This is a genomic window from Mycobacterium sp. UM_11 (assembly GCF_001414075.1).
GTDB lineage: Bacteria > Actinomycetota > Actinomycetes > Mycobacteriales > Mycobacteriaceae > Mycobacterium.
Genome location: NZ_LATC01000104.1, coordinates 1 through 16,248, shown reverse-complemented (window position 1 = coordinate 16,248; position 16,248 = coordinate 1). Strand labels below are relative to the sequence as shown.

The window sequence follows — 16,248 nt, the reverse complement described above, 5'->3', positions numbered from 1 at the left end:
AGATGTGTATAAGAGACAGGGCCGGCCCGGTGCCGCCCGGCGAGGTGCCCTGCGCGGGCAGGAGACCGTTGGCGTCCGGGATGACGCCGCCCTGGAAGCCGGCGTTGGGCTGGTCGACCGGCGGCGGTGGCACCGGCGCCTGCTGCTGCGTCGGCAACAGCGGCATGAACTTGCCCGGGGCGGCGTTCTGGTGGCCGACCACCGGCTGTTGGCTCGCGGTGGGACGGACCGCGATCGCCACCGCGGCGGCCAGCGACGCGAAACCGATGACCGCGAAGGCGATCACGGCGTTGCCGACCAGCAGCGACCGGCGGCTCAGCCGCGTGGGGATGGCCTCGGTCTCGTCGTAGTCGTCGTAGTCGTCGTATTCGGGGTCGTATTCGTCGCCCGCGAACGGCTCGGGCTCGTCGGCCATCGAATACGCCAGCTGGGGTTCCTCCGCGTTCGGCGGGGGCACCACCGTCGTCTCGTCGCCGGTGGCCCGCACCGGGGAGATCGCGGTCTCGTCGCCGGCGAGCCCCACGGCCGGCGCCATGGCGGTGGCGTCGCCGGCCGACAGCGCCTGCGCCGCGACGATGGCCGCGCCACGGGCCAGGGCGAACTCGGGGTCGTCGGCGACCTGCACCCGCATGGTCGACGCGTCGTGGAACCCCTCGGCCGCCCGGGCCAGCTCCGGGGATGCGCCCACCAGGTACACCTCACCCGGCGCGTCCGGCCGGCCGCTGAGTTGGGCCATCATCGTGTTGAACGTCGCGGTCGCGTCGCCCGCGAGTGGCTCCCTGGCCAGCACGGTCGGCGGGGCGTTCTGGTCATCGGCGGGCGCCGGCACCGACAGCGTCGCCGTCGCGTCGGTGATCACCAGCGCGGCGCCCGGCCGGCCGGCCGCGCGCATCAGCGCGGTCACCGCCTGCGACTCCGAGAGCACCGCGACGTTCGAGACGCCGGAATCTTCCAGGGCTTGGCGCAGCTGGCCGGCCCGCGGCTCGTCGCTCCAGCACACCCGGGTGCCCACCAGCCGGTGATTCTCGTCGGCCAGCAGCCGATTGGTGCCGACCACCGTCTCGGCGAGTTTCCCGACCGGGTTCTCCTCGAGGTCGACGACGGATTGGTCGATCACGTCCGCGCCCGGCCCGACGAGCGCCAAGCGGGCAACCGGGCCCGTGACCGCGACCCCCAACACGACGTCCATCCCGGTTCTCCTTCGGCTGGCCACCCCACGGTCAGCAATGTCCCCGCATCATTACACTTGCGATACCGTTGGCAGTATCCGTTATTCGGGCGAACAACGTTTGCCTCTACCGCAGCGTAACCAGCTTCTCCAACGACAGGACGGTCGCAGGGGAATCTGCCACGGCGTCCGTCCTTGATTCCCGGGGGGCATGGTGAGCCAGAGCAGCGACGACGCCCCTACCGGCCCCATCCGGGAGCAGGCCCAGCAAACCACTCGCATCCCCAGGCCGCCCGCCGAGCCGGCCGGTGATTCGACGCGGCGCTGGCACGCCGTCAGCGACCTGACCGCCGCCGCGCTGCTCGTCGCCGCCGTGTTCCTGCCGTGGAATCTGTACTTCGGCGTCGGGATTCCCGGCAGCAGCGGCGCCCTGTTCGCGGTGTTGATCGGGGTCACCGCGCTGTCCCTCATCGCCGTCGCGGCGGCCGGTTCGTGGCGGTCGTCCGGCGCCCGGTTCAACCCGGCGACGACGGGCCGGCTGCGGCTGGCGCTCAATGTCCCCTACGCGCTGCTGGTGCTGGCGTTCGTCGGATTCGACGCCTTCGAGACCGTCCGCTTCGGCGGCACGGTGAACGTGCCGGGCGGCGTCGGGCCCGGGGCGTGGGTGGGCATCGCCGGCTCCCTGCTGAGCGCGCAAGCCGTAACCGCCGGCGCCCGCTCGGGACCGGTTCCCGAGGGCGACGAACACACCGCCTGGCTGAGGTCCGCCCGTCTCATCGGTTACGCGTCGATGGCGTTGGCGGTGCTCAGCTTCGGCTTCAACCTGTACTGGCGGGTGCGCTACGCGCTGCAAACCTCCGGCGACTTCGGCAAGCAGAACATCGACGTCATCGTCACGGCCGTGGTGTACGGCGTGGTCGCCTTGGTCGCCGTGCTGGTCGCCTCCCGGTGGTTGCTGCGCGGCACTAGGGCGGCCCGGCTGGCCACGGTCGCGCTCGGCGCCTCGACGCTGGTCGCGGGGGTCCTGGTGTGGGTCCTGCCGATCGGCCGCGACGTCGACGCGTTCCACGGCATCGCGCAGAACACCTCGACCGCCGGGGTGGGGTTCGAGGGCTACCTGGCGTGGGCCGCGGCGGCGGCGATCTTCGCGCCGCGGACCCTGTTCGGTCACCGCAACACGATCCGCGCCGAGGAGACCTCCTGGCGGGCCGCGGCCCGAAACGGCTTGCTGCTCATAGCCGTATGGGGGCTGGGCTCGATGCTGATGCGGCTGACCGACCTCTTCGTCGCCGTGAGCCTGGATTACCCGTTCTCTCGGTACGACAGCGTGGTGCTGGCCGGATTCGACCTGGCTACCGCGCTTCTCGCAATCTGGCTGCGGATCAACCTGGCCGACGCCACCCGCTCCGCCCGACTGATCTCGTCGCTGTGCGGGCTGGTCGCCACGCTGAGCGTCGCCCGCGTCGTGGTCGGTGTGGTGCTGGCGCCCCGGTTCGCGGATTCACCCAATTCGCCCGCGCAGCACCCGGTTTACGGCAACAACCTCGCCCAGCAGATCACCAGCACCTTCGACGTGGCGCTGTGCGGCCTGGCCCTGTGCATCCTGGGGGCCGCCATCGTCACCGGGCAGCTGCGCGGCCGCCGCGCGCGCCGCCGCCGCGCCGCCCGCAGGCCGGCCGCCCCGGCCGCGCCCGCCGAGCCCAGGGCGCGCGTCCCGGTGGGCCACGCCGCCCCGCCGTCGGCCGCCGCCACCACCCGGATCAGCACCGGCCCCCGGCTCTTCCGCGGCGACGACTCCGCGACGCGACAGATCCCCCTGCAGAAACCGAAGATCTACCGGCCGCCGCAGGCGTAAGGCGCTGCGTTCAGCGCAGCGGCGCGAACGCGAAGTCGCGCAGGCCCTCGGCCGGGTCGACGGTCGCGCGAAAGCCCAACACCTCCGCCGCCCGGGACGGGTCGGCGACGATGTGGCGCACGTCGCCGCTGCGGTACTGGCCCGTGATCACCGGCGCGAGCCCACCGCCGCGGGCCTCGCACAGCGCCGAGGCCACCTGCAGGATCGACACGGGCCGCCCCGAACAGACGTTGACCGCGGTGAATCCCCCCAGCGTCGACGCCGCGGCCGCAAGGTTGGCCGCGGCCACGTCGTCGACGTGGACGAAGTCGCGCATCTGCCCGCCGTCCTCGAAAACCCTTGGCGCGTCCCCCTTTTCCAGGGATGAGCGGAAGATCGCCGCCACCCCGGAGTACGGGGTGTCGCGGGGCATCCCGGGGCCGTAGACGTTGTGGTAGCGCAACGCCACCACGGAGCCGCCGGTCGACTCCGACCACGCCAGCGCGTAGTGCTCCTGCGCGGTCTTGCCGGCGGCGTACAGGCTGCGCGGCCGCAGCGCGGCGTCCTCGTCGACAAGCCGCCACTGCAGTTCCTCGCCGCCGACCGGGCAGCGGTGTTCGAAGATGCCGGCGTCCAGGTCGGCGCGCCCTCGCGGCAGGGGGTCGACCTGCCCGTGCCGCTCGCAGTGGTAGCGGCCCTGCCCGTAAACGACCATCGACGACGCCAGCACCAGGCGGCCCACCCCGGCGGCGAACATCTGCGCCAGCAGCACCGTGGTGGCGTAGTCGTTGTGGCCGCCGTAGGCGGGGGCGTCGGCGGCGTCCACGCCCGCGCCCACCATCGCCGCATGATGACAGACCAGGTCCACGCCGTCGAGCAGGGGTGCCAGGGCGTCGGCGTCGCGGACGTCGACGCGGTGACATCCCTGCGGCAGCACCGGATTCGGGCCGTGCGCCGCGGGCAGCAACGCGTCGACGCCGACCACGTCGTGGCCCGCGGCCCGCAGCGCCGCGTCCACCCGCGACCCGATGAAACCGGCGGCACCCGTCAGCAACACCCTCATGGCAACTCGACGGGCAGGGTGACGCCGGTGTGCGGCAGGCAGTGGGTGCAATTGCGTTCGCTGTCTACCCGGCCGATCGCGTCGCGCACCAGCTCCTTGAATCCCCCGATGTTCTTCTCGAATTCGGCGAACACCTCGACGGCGGTCACACGCTCACCCGGCGCCACCCCGGCATCCAGGTCGGTGACCAAAGCGATTGTCGCATAGCACATTTCGAGTTCCCGGGCGAGCACCGCCTCCGGATAGCCGGTCATGTTGACCAACGAGAACCCCGCCGAGGCGAACCACTGGCTTTCGGCGCGCGTGGAGAAGCGGGGCCCCTGGATCACCACCATGGTGCCGCCGTCGACCACCCCGGGCAGCCCGGTGACGGCGGCGCGCAGGGTGGGGCAGTACGGGTCGGCGAAGTCGACGTGGATGCCGCCGGAGTCGAAGTAGGTGTCCGGCCGGCCTCGGGTGCGATCGACCAACTGGTCGGGCACCACGACGGCGCCGGGACCGTTCTCCGGTTTGAGGCTGCCGACGGCGCACGGGCCGAATATCCGTCGCACCCCGAGCTTGCGCAGCGCCCACATGTTGGCCCGGTAGGGCACGGTGTGCGCCGAGAACTCGTGGCTGGCCCCGTGCCGGGGCAGGAAGGCGACCTCGTGCCCGCCGGCGGCGCCGATCGTCACCGGGGCGCTGGGCGGGCCGTAGGGGGTGTCGACCTCGATGGTGCGGGTGCCGGAGTCGAAGAACGTGTAAAAGCCGCTGCCGCCGATGACTCCGAGCATCCGCCCATTGTGGTGCATGCCCCCGGCCCGATCGCGGGTGCGGGGCCGCGCGCGGCTCCTGGCAGGATGCGTGCGTGGCCAATTTCGGGCAGTGGATCTCCGGCGCGCGGCCGCGGACGCTCCCCAACGCGGTGGCGCCGGTGGTGGCGGGCACCGGCGCGGCGGCGTGGCTGGGATCCGCCGTGTGGTGGAAGGCGCTGCTGGCGCTGGCCGTCGCGGTGGCGCTGACCGTCGGGGTCAACTACGCCAACGACTATTCGGACGGCATTCGCGGCACCGACGACGACCGCGCCGGCCCCATGCGCCTGGTGGGCTCGCGGCTGGCCACCCCGCGCGCGGTGCTCACCGCCGCGGTGGCGAGCCTGACCGTCGGGGCGGCCGCCGGCGTGGCCCTCGCGCTCGTCAGCGCGCCGTGGCTGATCGCGGTGGGCGCGGTGTGCATCGCCGGCGCCTGGCTGTACACGGGCGGCTCGAAGCCCTACGGCTACGCCGGTTTCGGCGAAGTCGCCGTGTTCGTGTTCTTCGGCCTGGTCGCCGTGCTCGGCACCGAATACACCCAGGCCTTGCGGGTCGACTGGGTGGGGCTGGCGCTGGCGGTGGCGATCGGGGCGCTGTCGTCCTCGGTGCTGGTGGCCAACAATCTGCGCGACATCCCCACCGACGCTCAGTCGGGCAAGATCACGCTCGCGGTGCGGCTGGGCGATGGCCGCACCCGCGTCCTGTACCAGGCGCTGCTGGCGACCGCGGGCGTGCTGACGCTGGTGCTGATGGCGGCCACGCCGTGGTGCGCCGTGGGATTCGTGGCCACGCCGCTGGCGCTGCGCGCGGCCCGGCCGGTGCGCTCGGGGCGCGGCGGCCCGGAGCTGATTCCGGTCCTGCGCGATACCGGCCTGGCCATGGTCGTGTGGGCGATCGCGGTGGCCGCCGCTTTGGGGCTGGCCGGCTGATCGGCCGTGCGCGCGGCGGGCGATGGGATAACAATGAGGGACCGGCGTCGCGACTGACGGCCATAGACGCCCACCGAGCCAACACCGATCGGGGACAGCAATGACGCAGATCGCCGCGACCAGTGGACCGACGAACATCGGATTGCTCAGCGTCGGGGCGTACCGCCCCGAGCGGGTGGTCACCAACGACGAGATATGCGAGAACATCGAGTCGTCCGACGAGTGGATCTTCTCCCGGACCGGGATCAAGACGCGGCGCTTCGCCGCGCGCGACGAATCCGCCGCGTCGATGGCCACCGAGGCGGGTCGGCAGGCGATCGCGACCGCCGCGCTGACGCCGTCGGACATCGACTGCGTGATCGTGGCGACCAGCACGCACTTCCTGCAGACCCCGGCGTGCGCCCCGGCGGTCGCCGCGGCGCTGGGCGCCACCGGCGTGCCCGCGTTCGACGTCTCGGCCGGATGCGCCGGCTTCGGCTACGCGCTCGGTGTCGCCGCCGACATGATCCGCGGCGGCACCGCCGCCAAGGTGCTGGTCCTCGGTTCGGAGAAGCTGTCCCCCACCGTCGACATGCAAGACCGCACCAACTGCTTCATCTTCGCCGACGGCGCGGCGGGCGTGGTGGTGGGCGAGACGCCCGATCAGGGCATCGGCCCGACCGTCTGGGGCAGCGACGGCGAACAGGCGCTGGCGATCCGGCAGGACATCGACTGGATCGACTACATGGACGAGCCCACGGGCCCCCGCCCCTTCCTGCGGCTGGAGGGAAGCGCGGTGTTCCGCTGGGCGGCCTTCGAGATGGGCAAGGTCGGACGGCAGGCGATGGACGCGGCGGGTGTGCGGCCCGACGAGATCGACGTGTTCGTGCCGCACCAGGCCAACAGCCGAATCAACGAGGTGCTCGCCAAGAGCCTGGACCTGCGGCCGGACGCCGTCGTCGCCAACGACATCGAACACACCGGGAACACCTCGGCGGCTTCCATCCCGCTGGCGATGGCCGAACTGCTGGCAACCGGGGCGGCCAACCCGGGCGACCTGGCCCTGCTGATCGGTTACGGCGCCGGCCTCAGCTACGCCGCCCAGGTCGTGCGGATGCCCAACTACTGATCCTTCGCGTCGTCGGCCACCGCGTCGCCGTGCAGCCGCGCCCGCAGTTGCGCGCGTTCCCGGCGCCGGCGCTCACCGGCGATCGCCAGCGACGCGGTGGCGCGCCGGCGCAGCGGCCCGAACAGCCAGATGCCCAGGGGCATGGCGATGATCAGAGCGAACAACGCGGCGACCACGATCGGGAACTGGCTGACCCCCATCAGCCGCGCCGCCCCGTAGATCGCGGCGGCCAGCACCACCGCCAAGACCAGCCGCGCCCCGGCGTAGAGCAACACGTCCGCGGCCGCCCGTCGCCCGGCGCCCGGCGTCCCGCGCCCGGGATCGCCAGTGTTGTTGTCGTTGGCTCCTTCTGACACAAGGGAGAGCCTACGGCGCGGGTATATTCGGCAAAGGAGGTGTTAAGTGCTCTACCTGCTGCTCGTCCTGATTTTGGGGACGCTGATCTACGTTGGCTGGCGGACGGCGCGGTCGCAGACCCACCGGGCGAAGACACGCGTCATCGGGCCGGACGACGATCCAGAGTTCTTGCGGCGGTTAGGTCACGGCGACAAATAGCCCTCGCGCTACGCGACCCCGGGGTTGCGCTGGTCGCCCGGGAAGCCGTCGGCGACGATGGCCGCCAGCTCGGTGAGCGCCTCGCGGGTCGACCGCTTCAGCCGGTCCAAGTCGATCTCGGCGCCCTCTTCCAGATGCGGGTCGAACGGCACCACCTGGACGGCGCGGCAGCGCCGCGAGAAGTGCTCGACCACCTTGTTCATGTCGACCTTGCCCGTCCGCGGGCGCACCGCGTTGATGACCGCGACCGAGTTGCGGACCATCTCCTCGTGGCCGTGCGCGTCCAGCCAGTCCAGCGTCGCCGACGCGCTGCGCGCCCCGTCGATGGACCCCGAGCTGACGACGACGAGAACGTCGGCCTTCTCGAGCACCGAGGCCATCACCGAGTGCAGCAGCCCCGGCCCGCAGTCGGTGAGCACCAGGCCGTAGAACCGCTCCAGGATGTCCAAGACCCGGGTGTAGTCCTCGGCGCTGAACGCCTCCGAAATGGCCGGGTCGGTTTCCGAGGCCAGCACCTCCAGGCCGCTCGGGCCCTTCGAGGTGTAGCGGCGGACGTCGCTGTAGCGCTCGATGGTCCCGGCGTCGTGCAGCAGCTGGCGCACCGTCGCCGCCGTCTCCAGCGGGATCTTCTGGCTCAGCGTGCCGCGGTCGGGGTTGGCGTCGACCGCGACCACCCGGTCGCCGCGGATGGTGGCGAAGGTGGCGCCCATCGTCGCGGCGATCGTGGTCTTGCCGACGCCACCCTTGAGCGACACCATGGCGATCCGGTAGCAGCCCCGCAGCGGCCGGTTCACCTGTGCCACCAGGTTGTTGTAACGGGCGGCCCGCGGGCTCTCCCCGAGGTTGATCAGGTGGCCGGACAGTTCGTAGAGCAGCCGGCGCCAGCCCTCCGACGGCGGCGGCTTGACGGGCCGCAGCAACATGCCGGTGGACAGCTCCGGGTACGGCGTGTGCGGCAGCGGCTCGGGCCGCGGCGGGACCTGGGCGGGCGGCGCGTCGGCGGGCGGGGCGTAGTAGGCGCCGTACACCGTCGGGTCGACCCGCGGGATGCCGGTCACCGGGGTGGCGTCCCACGGCGGCATCCCGGCGGGCCGGGGCGCGGCGGGCGGCGGGGCGTCGCGGCGCTCGGGACCGGGGACCCGGCGTTCGGTGCGGAACCCGGCGAAGGCGCGGGTGGGCGCTTCGCCGCCGTCGGCCGCTGACTCGTCGGCGCCGGCCGGCGCGCCCTCGGTCCCCTGCGGAGGCAGTTGCGTCGTCGGCTGATCGGGCGCCCCCACGCCCGTGGATGGTTGGTCGGACACGTGCACTCCCCCTCGTTTCACTTGGGTCGGTTGCTGGCGGTCACCCCACGCCCGCATACGAATGCAGGCCCACGGTCACCAGGTTAACGAAGAACAGATTGAAGACCATGGCCACGAACCCCGCGACGTTGATCCAGGCCGCCTTCCTGTCCCGCCATCCCGCCGTCGACCTGGCGTGCAGGTAGGCGGCGTAGATCACCCACGCGACGAAGGACACCGTCTCCTTGGGATCCCAGCCCCAGTACCGGCCCCAGGCCTCCTCGGCCCAGATCGCGCCGAAAATGACGCCGAAACCGAACACCGGGAAGGCGAAGATCGTGGTCCGGTAGGCGACCCGGTCCAGCGTCTGCGCGTCGGGGAAGCGCCGCACGATCCGGGCCAGCGCCCCCTCGGCGCCCGGTTCGCCCAGGCGCGACGTGCGCAACAGGAACAGGATGCTCGCGATGCCGGCGACCATGAACACCCCGGAGCCCAGGCTCACCACCGACACGTGGATGGGCAGCCAATAGGACTGCAGCGCGGGCATCACCGGCGCGGCGTTGGTGTACAGCCAGCGCCCGGACACCGTGAGCAGGATCAGCACGGGCACCAACAGGAAGACCCACAGCGGTCGGTACTGCGGGCGGCGCAACACGAAAGCCCCGGCGAGCAGCCCGCACATGCAGGTCAAATTGATGAACTCGTACATGTTGCCCCACGGCACGCGCAGCGTGGCCAGGCCGCGCAGCACGATGCAGGCCAACAGCAGCCCGATGCCGAGGTAGACGACGGCCAACCCGGCCCGCCCGACGCGTTCGTCCAACGGACGCCGGGGCGCCTCCTCGACGATGCCGGGGGTGACGCCGTCCGAGGCGACCGCGCCGGCGTGGACGCGCTCGCGCCGGTCGACGCGGCGGCCGCCGGCGTACGCCAGCTCGTAGGCCAGGAGCAGCAGCGCGATGACGAGAGCCACCACGGCCGAGGTGAACGCCCAGTCGGAGTAGCGCGCCAGGCCGATGTTGACGTGCAGCGTGTTCATTTGACGTCCACCTGAGAACTCCTTCTGGACGCGGGGGGCTCGGCTGAGGGCGCCACATAGGGCTCGCCCAGACCGGTCAGCACCCGCTCGGTCAACCGCTCGAACTCGTCGCCCCACCCGGAGTTGTCGGTGCGCGCCAGCCCGCCCAGTTCGACGTTCACGGTACCGGCCCCGGGGGTGAGCCTGGCCCACACCCGGCGGCGGCGCACCAGCAGCGACACCAGCAGGCCGGCCATCATCGTGATGGCGAAGACGAGCACCCAGGCCTGCCCGGGGTCGTGGGAGACCTGGAGGTTGACGAACGGGACGGCGCCGTCGAAGCGGACGACGGTGCCGGCGGCCGGGCCTTGGTCGATGCGCACCTCCTGGCCGGCCCGCAGGTTGACGCGCTTCTCCTTGGTCAGCCGGCCCTGCTGGATCAGCCGCGGGTCGAGCGTGAACAGCGATTGGGGCCGCCCGGTGTCCAGGCCGGTGTCCCCGCGGTAGATGTCGACGGCCACCGCCGGGGCGTTGAGGGCCGGGAAACTCGACGACAACAGCGTGCCGTCGAGCTGCTCGGTGGGCGCCAGCAGGCCCTGGATCGCGATCTCGTGCTGGCGGCGCTCGGCGGCGTTGGGGTAGGTGCCGGCGGGCGGGTCGATGCGCGCCACTCCGGAGGAGAGCAGGGTCTGCGGATTGTCGGGCCGCCACTGCACGGTCGACGTCCGCGTCTGCCCGTCCGGGAACCGCACGGTGAAGGTGGGCGCGTACCCGTGGCCCTGCAGGTACACCCGGTCGCCGCCGACCCGCAGCGGGTGGTTGACCTCCAACAGGTAGGGCCGCCAGTTGTTGGCCGCCACGTCGCGGCCGGCCTGGTAGTCGATGTCGGCGGCGAACGAGGTGGCCTGCCCCGACGGCAGGTAGTGCGCGGCAAAGTCGTTGACCCGGATGCAGATCGGGTTCAGCGATGTGCCGTCGACGGTGTTGCCGGCGCGGAAGGAGTCGAACGCGGCCGGCGAGGCCGAGCAGAAGCCCGGGCCGGAGTCGGCGATGACGATGACGTTGCCCTCGTAGCCGAACAGCTTGCCGACGGCCACCGCGACCAGCAGGCCCAGCAACGAGAAGTGGAAGACGATGTTGCCGAACTCGCGCAGATAGCCCCTCTCGGCGGACACCTCGACGACTTCGCCTTCGTGCCGGATGGCCGTGCGCCAGCCGCGTAGCCGCCGGGTGATCCTGTTGGCCAGGGCGTTGAGGTCCGCGGCGTCGGCGGAGAGCTCGGCGCCGGCGTGCTTGGGCAGCCGGGCGAGGTTGCGCGGCGCGGCCACCGGGGTGGCGCGCAGGCTGCGGGCGTGCTCGATCATCCGCGGGGTCAGGCAGCCGACCAGCGAGACGAACAGCAGGACGTAGATGGCGGTGAACCAGAAACTGGAGAACACGCTGAACGCCTGCAGCCGATCCAGCCACGGGCCGATCACGGGATGGGCCTTGAGGTAGTCGTCGACCTTGCCGGCGTTGAGGCTGCGCTGCGGCAGCAGCGCCCCGGGTATCGCGCCGAGCGCGAGCAGGAACAGCAGCACCAGCGCGGTGCCCATGGACGTCAACGCCCGCCAGGTGTTGCGCCCCTTGGAAACGAGGCCAGCGATCGCCCGGCTCAAATCGGCAGCCTCACGTCGGACACGAACGAGTCGCGCAGCCAGGAGACGAAGTCGTTCCACACCCCGGTGACCAGCAGGGCGCCGACGGCGATCAGCAGCGCGCCGCCGAAGATCTGGATGCCCCGGGTGTGGCGGCGCAACCAGCCCAGCGCCCCCACCGCGCCCGCCGAGCCGAAGGCCAGCAGCACGAACGGGATGCCCAGGCCCAGGCAGTACGCGATCACCAGGACGATCCCGCGGGCCACGCTCGCGCCGTCGGTGGCCGAGGCCACCGTGATCACGCCGGCCAGCGTGGGCCCCAGGCACGGCGTCCAGCCCAGCGCGAACACCGCGCCCAGCAGCGGCGCCCCGGCGACGGTCGTCAGCTGCCGCGGGCTGAACCGGGCCTGGCGTTGCAGGGCGGGGATGAGGCCGACGAACACCAGCCCCATGACGATCGTCAGCACGCCGCCGACCCGCTGCAGCAGCAGCTGGTTGGTGATCAGCGTGGTGGTCATGCCCAGGACGGCGACGGTGCCCAGCACGAACACCGCGGTGAAGCCCGCGACGAACAGCGCCGCCGAGCCCGCGACCCGCCACCGCGCCGAGGGTGGAGCCTTGACGGCGCCGGGCGGCGGCTGCTCGTCCACCCCGACGACGGCGGCCAGGTAGGACAGATAGCCGGGCACCAGCGGCACCACGCAGGGCGAGGCGAACGACACCAGCCCCGCCAGCAGGCACACTCCGAGCGCCACCAGGAGTGGGCCGGCGGCGGCGATCTGGGTGAAACCGGTCATCGCTCTTGGGCCAGCTTCTGGACCACGGGCTGCAGGTCGGCGGCCAGCAGTTCGCGCAGAAACACCGCCGCGACCCGGTGCTGGCGGTCCAGCACCAGCGTGGACGGGATGACGGTGGTGGGGTATTTGCCGCCGAACGCGATCAGGGTCCGCATCGCCGGGTCGTAGATGGACGGGTAGGTCACGTGGCGGTCGTTGACGAAGTCGAGCGCCGCCTGCCGGTTACTGTCGCGCACGTCGATGCCCAGGAACGACACCCCGGCGTCGCGGGTCGCGTCGTACACCTGTTGCAGCTGGGCGACCTCGGCCCGGCAGGGCCCGCACCACTGCCCCCAGACGTTGATGACGACGACCCGGCCGGCGAAGATCGGGTCGTCCAGGGACAACGGGTGGGCGGGGTCGGCCAGGTCGGGCCCCGACAGCGGGCCGGGGCGGCCGCGCGCGGACGGCGGGTTGTAGTAGATGTCGGTCTTCCCGCCCGGGGAGACGAATTCGAAGGTGCCGCCCTGGGCCACCGCGTCGTGACCGGAAGAGCAGCCCGCCACCAGGGCGGCCACCGCCGCCCCGGCCACCGCCAGCCGCCGCATGATTACGAGCCCGCCGGTTCCTGGTATTCGACGTCGACCAGCCGGTCGCCCTCGTACACCAGCGTGGTGATCGAGCACAGCCCGCACTCCCGCCGCCGCGGGTCGTGCCAAAGCCGCTGGCCGGTCACGTGCAGCCGCAGCGTCCACACCGGCAGTTGATGGCTGACGCACACCACCTCGCGGCCGGCGGCGCGGGCGCGCGCCTTGTCCGCCGCGGTCGTCATGCGCGCGGCGATCTCCGCGTACGGTTCGCCCCACGACGGCCGGAACGGGTTGCGCAGCTGCCACCAGAACCGCGGGTCGCGCCAGGCGCCGTCGCCCGGGCCGACGCGGCGGCCCTCGAAGAAGTTCGCCGATTCGATCAGGTCCGGATCGGTGTCGATGGCGACGCCGTGCTTGGCGGCGATGGGCTCGGCGGTCTCCTGGGCCCGTTGCAGCGGGGAGGCGATCACGGCGGCGACGTCGCGGCCGGCCAGCGCGTCGGCGACCGCGGCCGCCTGCGCCCTGCCCTTGTCGGACAGGTGGAACCCCGGCAGCCGGCCGTAGAGGACGCCGCTGGGGTTGTACACCTCACCGTGGCGCACTACGTGCACCCGGGTCTGCTCGGCCATCAGGGCTTGTCCTTTCCGGCGGCCGCGCGGGCCGCGGCCGGCAGGGCTTCGGCGATCCGGTCGAACGCCGCGTCGTCCAGCGCCGCCGAGACGAACCAAGCCTCGAAGGCGCTGCACGGCGGGTAGACGCCCGCGTCGAGCAGGGCGTGGAAGAACGACGGGTACCGCCAGGTCTGGCTGGCCCGCGCGGCCGCGAAGTCCGTCACTGGCGTGTCGGTGAAGAACACGCTGAGCATGTTGCAGGCCCGCGAAAGCTGATGCGCCACACCGGCATTCGTCAACGCCTCGGTGAGCAGCGCGGCCAGCCGGTCGGCGTTGGTGTCCAGCGCGGCGTAGACGGCGTCGTCGGCGGCGCGCAGCGTCGCCAGGCCGGCGGCCACGGCGACCGGGTTACCGGACAACGTGCCGGCCTGATAGACCGGCCCCAGCGGCGCCAGCCGTTCCATCACCTCGGCGCGCCCGCCGAACGCGGCGGCCGGCAGGCCGCCGCTCATCACCTTGCCGAAGGTGAACAGGTCGGCGTCGACGGGATCGATTCCGTACCAACCGCTTCGGCTGACCCGGAAACCGGTCATCACCTCGTCGACGATCAGCAGCGCCCCGTGCTCGGCGGTGATCGCGCGCAGCGCGGCGTTGTAGCCGTTCGCGGGCGGGACGACGCCCATGTTGCCGGGGCTGGCTTCGGTGATCACCGCGGCGATCTGGTCGCCGAGCTCGGTGAAGGTGTGCCGCACGGCGTCAATGTCGTTGTAGGGCAACACGATCGTGTCGGCCGCCGCCGCGCCGGTGACCCCGGGCGAGGACGGTAGGCCAAGCGTCGCCACCCCGGAACCCGCGTCGGCGAGCAGCGCGTCGGCGTGGCCGTGATAGCAGCCGGAGAACTTGACGATCTTGGGTCTGCCGGTGAAGCCGCGGGCCAGCCGGATCGCGCTCATCGTGGCCTCGGTGCCGGAGTTGACCAGCCGAATCCGCTCGACGGGCGGCACCCGTCCGATGATCTCGCCGGCCAGCTCGCTCTCGGCCGGGGTGGGGGCGCCGAACGACAGGCCGGACGCCGCGGCCCGGGTGACGGCGTCGACGACGGCGGGGTGCGCGTGTCCCAGGATCATCGGGCCCCACGAGCAGACCAGGTCGACGTAGCGATTGCCGTCGGCGTCGGTGAGCCAGTACCCGTTGGCCTCGGTGATGAAGCGCGGGGTCCCGCCCACCGCGGTGAACGCCCGCACCGGGGAGTTCACCCCGCCGGGGATGACCGCGCAGGCGTCGGCGAACAGCCGGGCCGACGCCGCCGTCGTCGCGGCGTGCGCGGTCGCCTGGTCACTGCTTCCCATGACGACCAGTGTCCCAGCTGCCGCGATCGATACAACTACAGGGTGTAGCAGGACGGGTCAGGCGTCGCTTCGCGGGTCGGCTTGCTGGGCGGCCTGGAAATGATGGCGGGCGGCGTCGCGCTCTTTCTCCGCCGCCCGCCGGTGCGCCTCGACGTCCCCTAGGCCCTCCTCGACCGCCCGCTCATGCACCTCGGCGGCGCGTTCGTGCGCGACGGCGGCCTGGTAGTGGCCGTCCCGGTCGCGGCGGTGCGCCTCGTGGTCCCGCTCCTGGGCGTGCTGGGCGCGGTCGGTCGCGCGCTCGACGTCTTGCGGGGTGATGGGTTTCCGGGCGGCCAGGGCTTCACCCCTGCGCTTGAGCTCCGCGGCGCGCTGGGCCGCGTCGTTACCCGGCGAGTCGCCCATGTTCAGACACTAGACCCGTTTCGCGGGGAAAAGTTTGGTTGCTGCTGGACGGCCCGGGCGAGTTGGATGGTGGTATGCAGATGCCGCAGGGGCTCGCCCGGTTCAACCGTCACGTCACCAATCCGATCCAGCGGCTGTGGGCCGGCTGGTTGCCGCCGTTCGGGATCGTCGAACACGTCGGCCGCCGCTCGGGCAAGGCCTACCGCACTCCGGTGAACGTGTTCAGCGCCGACGTCGACGGCAAGCCCGGGGTGGCGATCCTGTTGACCTACGGCCCGGACCGCGACTGGCTGAAGAACCTGAAGGCCGCGGGCGGCGGCCGGATGCGCCGCAACGGCAAGAGCTTCGGCATCGCCAATCCGCAGGTGGTCACCAAGGCCGAGGCGGCGGGGCACGTAAAGCCCCGAGCGCGAGCGGTTTTCGCGAGGCTGCCGTTCGAGGACGCGGTGCTGCTGACCACGACCGAGTGAGCCTCAATCCTCGGCGGGAATCCGACCGCGCCTGCGGGCCACGAAGTACACCCCGATCACCACGCCCCACGACAGCAGGCTCAGCCAGAGTTGGCTGCGGGCCGAGCGGTCGAACGCCATCTGCACCAGCACCGCGGTGATCCCGGCCAGGGTGAGGACCGACAACACCGGGAAGAACCACATTTTCACCCGCAACTTTTCGGCGGGGGTGCGGCGGCGCAGGACGATCTGCGACAACGCAATCAGCCAGTAGACGAACAGGATCACGGCGCCCGAGGAGTTGAGCAGGAAGAGGAACACGGTGTTGGGCGCGACGCGCGCCATGACGACGCAGCCGAACCCGACGGCCGACGAGCACAGGATGGCGATGTGCGGAACGCCTCGCCCGCTCAGCTGCACCAACCGCGTCGGCGCCTCCCCCCGGTCGGCGAGCACGAACAGCATGCGCGATGCGGTATAGAGGCCCGAGTTCAGGCAGGACAGCACCGCGGTGAGCACCACCGCGTTCATCACCTGATCGGCGCCGCGCAGCCCCAGGTGGTTGAGGGCGGCCACATACGGGGAGGAACCGAGTTCCACGGAGTCCCAAGGCAATATCACCACCAACAGGAACACCGAACCGACGAAGAAGACACCGATGCGCGCCACCACCTGTCTCTTATACACA

The 16,248-nt window shown here is 71.8% G+C and carries 18 protein-coding genes; 5 read left to right on the top strand and 13 right to left on the bottom strand.

The window, feature by feature from the left end; all coding sequences use genetic code 11:
• Nucleotides 1-1,189, bottom strand: a 1,189-nt coding sequence (locus WU80_RS20615; RefSeq protein WP_055405823.1) for a hypothetical protein, incomplete at its 3' end; no start/stop codon positions are given.
• A gap of 190 nt (nt 1,190-1,379) precedes the next feature.
• Here WU80_RS20615 and WU80_RS20610 point away from each other — a divergent pair.
• Nucleotides 1,380-3,023 carry a hypothetical protein gene (locus tag WU80_RS20610; RefSeq protein WP_055404923.1) on the top strand — a complete coding sequence of 548 codons (1,644 nt, stop codon included), beginning with the start codon at nt 1,380-1,382 and terminating at the stop codon, nt 3,021-3,023.
• Between the two features lie 10 nt (nt 3,024-3,033).
• Here the strand turns inward: WU80_RS20610 and WU80_RS20605 are convergent, their stop codons facing one another.
• Together WU80_RS20605 and WU80_RS20600 are read right to left on the bottom strand one after the other, a co-directional pair.
• Nucleotides 3,034-4,065 (bottom strand): NAD(P)-dependent oxidoreductase, encoded by a 1,032-nt coding sequence (locus WU80_RS20605; RefSeq protein WP_055404924.1) that lies wholly within the window; start codon nt 4,063-4,065, stop codon nt 3,034-3,036.
• Complete coding sequence (locus WU80_RS20600) at nt 4,062-4,838, bottom strand: S-methyl-5'-thioadenosine phosphorylase (RefSeq protein ID WP_055404925.1); 777 nt, start codon at nt 4,836-4,838, stop codon at nt 4,062-4,064. The genes WU80_RS20605 and WU80_RS20600 overlap by 4 nt, the downstream gene beginning before the upstream one ends.
• A 74-nt stretch (nt 4,839-4,912) precedes the next feature.
• Here WU80_RS20600 and WU80_RS20595 point away from each other — a divergent pair, with 74 nt between their 5' ends.
• Both WU80_RS20595 and fabH read left to right on the top strand, forming a co-directional pair.
• Nucleotides 4,913-5,785 (top strand): 1,4-dihydroxy-2-naphthoate polyprenyltransferase, encoded by an 873-nt coding sequence (locus tag WU80_RS20595; protein WP_055404926.1) that lies wholly within the window; start codon nt 4,913-4,915, stop codon nt 5,783-5,785.
• A gap of 100 nt (nt 5,786-5,885) precedes the next feature.
• A complete protein-coding gene (gene fabH, locus WU80_RS20590) occupies nt 5,886-6,893 on the top strand; it encodes a beta-ketoacyl-ACP synthase III (RefSeq protein ID WP_055404927.1) in 1,008 nt (335 codons plus the stop codon).
• On the opposite strand, the gene WU80_RS20585 is transcribed toward fabH, so the two are convergent.
• The gene (locus tag WU80_RS20585) at nt 6,887-7,249 is read right to left on the bottom strand and encodes a DUF4229 domain-containing protein (RefSeq protein ID WP_055404928.1); all 363 of its coding nucleotides are present in this window, start codon (nt 7,247-7,249) and stop codon (nt 6,887-6,889) included. The genes fabH and WU80_RS20585 overlap by 7 nt on opposite strands.
• Before the next feature lie 46 nt (nt 7,250-7,295).
• Between WU80_RS20585 and WU80_RS25970 the strand changes: the two genes are divergently transcribed.
• Complete coding sequence (locus tag WU80_RS25970; RefSeq protein ID WP_156349684.1) at nt 7,296-7,448, top strand: hypothetical protein; 153 nt, start codon at nt 7,296-7,298, stop codon at nt 7,446-7,448.
• Nucleotides 7,449-7,456: 8 nt separating this feature from the next.
• On the opposite strand, the gene WU80_RS20580 is transcribed toward WU80_RS25970, so the two are convergent.
• The 8 genes from WU80_RS20580 to WU80_RS20545 form a co-directional block, all read right to left on the bottom strand.
• A complete protein-coding gene (locus tag WU80_RS20580; RefSeq protein WP_369808557.1) occupies nt 7,457-8,725 on the bottom strand; it encodes a MinD/ParA family protein in 1,269 nt (422 codons plus the stop codon).
• A gap of 64 nt (nt 8,726-8,789) precedes the next feature.
• On the bottom strand, nt 8,790-9,767 hold the full coding sequence (ccsB, locus tag WU80_RS20575; RefSeq protein WP_055404929.1) for a c-type cytochrome biogenesis protein CcsB: 978 nt from the start codon (nt 9,765-9,767) through the stop codon (nt 8,790-8,792).
• Nucleotides 9,764-11,341: a cytochrome c biogenesis protein ResB gene (locus WU80_RS20570; protein WP_055404930.1), complete on the bottom strand. Its 1,578-nt coding sequence runs from the start codon at nt 11,339-11,341 to the stop codon at nt 9,764-9,766. Before WU80_RS20570 ends, ccsB begins: the two co-directional genes overlap by 4 nt.
• Nucleotides 11,342-11,400: 59 nt before the next feature.
• Entirely contained in the window at nt 11,401-12,180 is a 780-nt protein-coding gene (locus tag WU80_RS20565; RefSeq protein ID WP_055404931.1) for a cytochrome c biogenesis CcdA family protein, read from the bottom strand.
• Nucleotides 12,177-12,767 (bottom strand): TlpA disulfide reductase family protein, encoded by a 591-nt coding sequence (locus WU80_RS20560; protein ID WP_055404932.1) that lies wholly within the window; start codon nt 12,765-12,767, stop codon nt 12,177-12,179. The genes WU80_RS20565 and WU80_RS20560 overlap by 4 nt, the downstream gene beginning before the upstream one ends.
• Nucleotides 12,768-12,769: 2 nt before the next feature.
• Entirely contained in the window at nt 12,770-13,378 is a 609-nt protein-coding gene (locus tag WU80_RS20555; protein WP_055404933.1) for a histidine phosphatase family protein, read from the bottom strand.
• The gene (hemL, locus tag WU80_RS20550) at nt 13,378-14,709 is read right to left on the bottom strand and encodes a glutamate-1-semialdehyde 2,1-aminomutase (protein ID WP_055404934.1); all 1,332 of its coding nucleotides are present in this window, start codon (nt 14,707-14,709) and stop codon (nt 13,378-13,380) included. Before hemL ends, WU80_RS20555 begins: the two co-directional genes overlap by 1 nt.
• 57 nt (nt 14,710-14,766) lie before the next feature.
• Nucleotides 14,767-15,111, bottom strand: coding sequence for a hypothetical protein (locus tag WU80_RS20545; protein WP_055404935.1), 345 nt, complete (start codon nt 15,109-15,111; stop codon nt 14,767-14,769).
• 74 nt (nt 15,112-15,185) lie between these two features.
• Between WU80_RS20545 and WU80_RS20540 the strand changes: the two genes are divergently transcribed.
• The gene (locus tag WU80_RS20540; RefSeq protein WP_055404936.1) at nt 15,186-15,581 is read left to right on the top strand and encodes a nitroreductase family deazaflavin-dependent oxidoreductase; all 396 of its coding nucleotides are present in this window, start codon (nt 15,186-15,188) and stop codon (nt 15,579-15,581) included.
• A 3-nt stretch (nt 15,582-15,584) separates the two neighbouring features.
• Here the strand turns inward: WU80_RS20540 and WU80_RS20535 are convergent.
• On the bottom strand, nt 15,585-16,248 hold a 664-nt coding region (locus WU80_RS20535), incomplete at its 5' end, for an amino acid permease (protein ID WP_156371810.1).

Excerpts from the sequence above, each read along its gene's own strand:
- WU80_RS20610 (WP_055404923.1), top strand. The coding sequence starts at position 1,380 with ATGGTGAGCCAGAGCAGCGACGACGCCCCTACCGGCCCCATCCGGGAG.
- fabH (WP_055404927.1), top strand. The coding sequence starts at position 5,886 with ATGACGCAGATCGCCGCGACCAGTGGACCGACGAACATCGGATTGCTC.
- WU80_RS20570 (WP_055404930.1), bottom strand. The coding sequence starts at position 11,341 with ATGGGCACCGCGCTGGTGCTGCTGTTCCTGCTCGCGCTCGGCGCGATA.
- WU80_RS20605 (WP_055404924.1), bottom strand. The coding sequence starts at position 4,065 with ATGAGGGTGTTGCTGACGGGTGCCGCCGGTTTCATCGGGTCGCGGGTG.
- WU80_RS20565 (WP_055404931.1), bottom strand. The coding sequence starts at position 12,180 with ATGACCGGTTTCACCCAGATCGCCGCCGCCGGCCCACTCCTGGTGGCG.
- ccsB (WP_055404929.1), bottom strand. The coding sequence starts at position 9,767 with ATGAACACGCTGCACGTCAACATCGGCCTGGCGCGCTACTCCGACTGG.
- WU80_RS20600 (WP_055404925.1), bottom strand. The coding sequence starts at position 4,838 with ATGCTCGGAGTCATCGGCGGCAGCGGCTTTTACACGTTCTTCGACTCC.
- hemL (WP_055404934.1), bottom strand. The coding sequence starts at position 14,709 with ATGGGAAGCAGTGACCAGGCGACCGCGCACGCCGCGACGACGGCGGCG.
- WU80_RS20540 (WP_055404936.1), top strand. The coding sequence starts at position 15,186 with ATGCAGATGCCGCAGGGGCTCGCCCGGTTCAACCGTCACGTCACCAAT.
- WU80_RS20555 (WP_055404933.1), bottom strand. The coding sequence starts at position 13,378 with ATGGCCGAGCAGACCCGGGTGCACGTAGTGCGCCACGGTGAGGTGTAC.
- WU80_RS20545 (WP_055404935.1), bottom strand. The coding sequence starts at position 15,111 with ATGGGCGACTCGCCGGGTAACGACGCGGCCCAGCGCGCCGCGGAGCTC.
- WU80_RS20560 (WP_055404932.1), bottom strand. The coding sequence starts at position 12,767 with ATGCGGCGGCTGGCGGTGGCCGGGGCGGCGGTGGCCGCCCTGGTGGCG.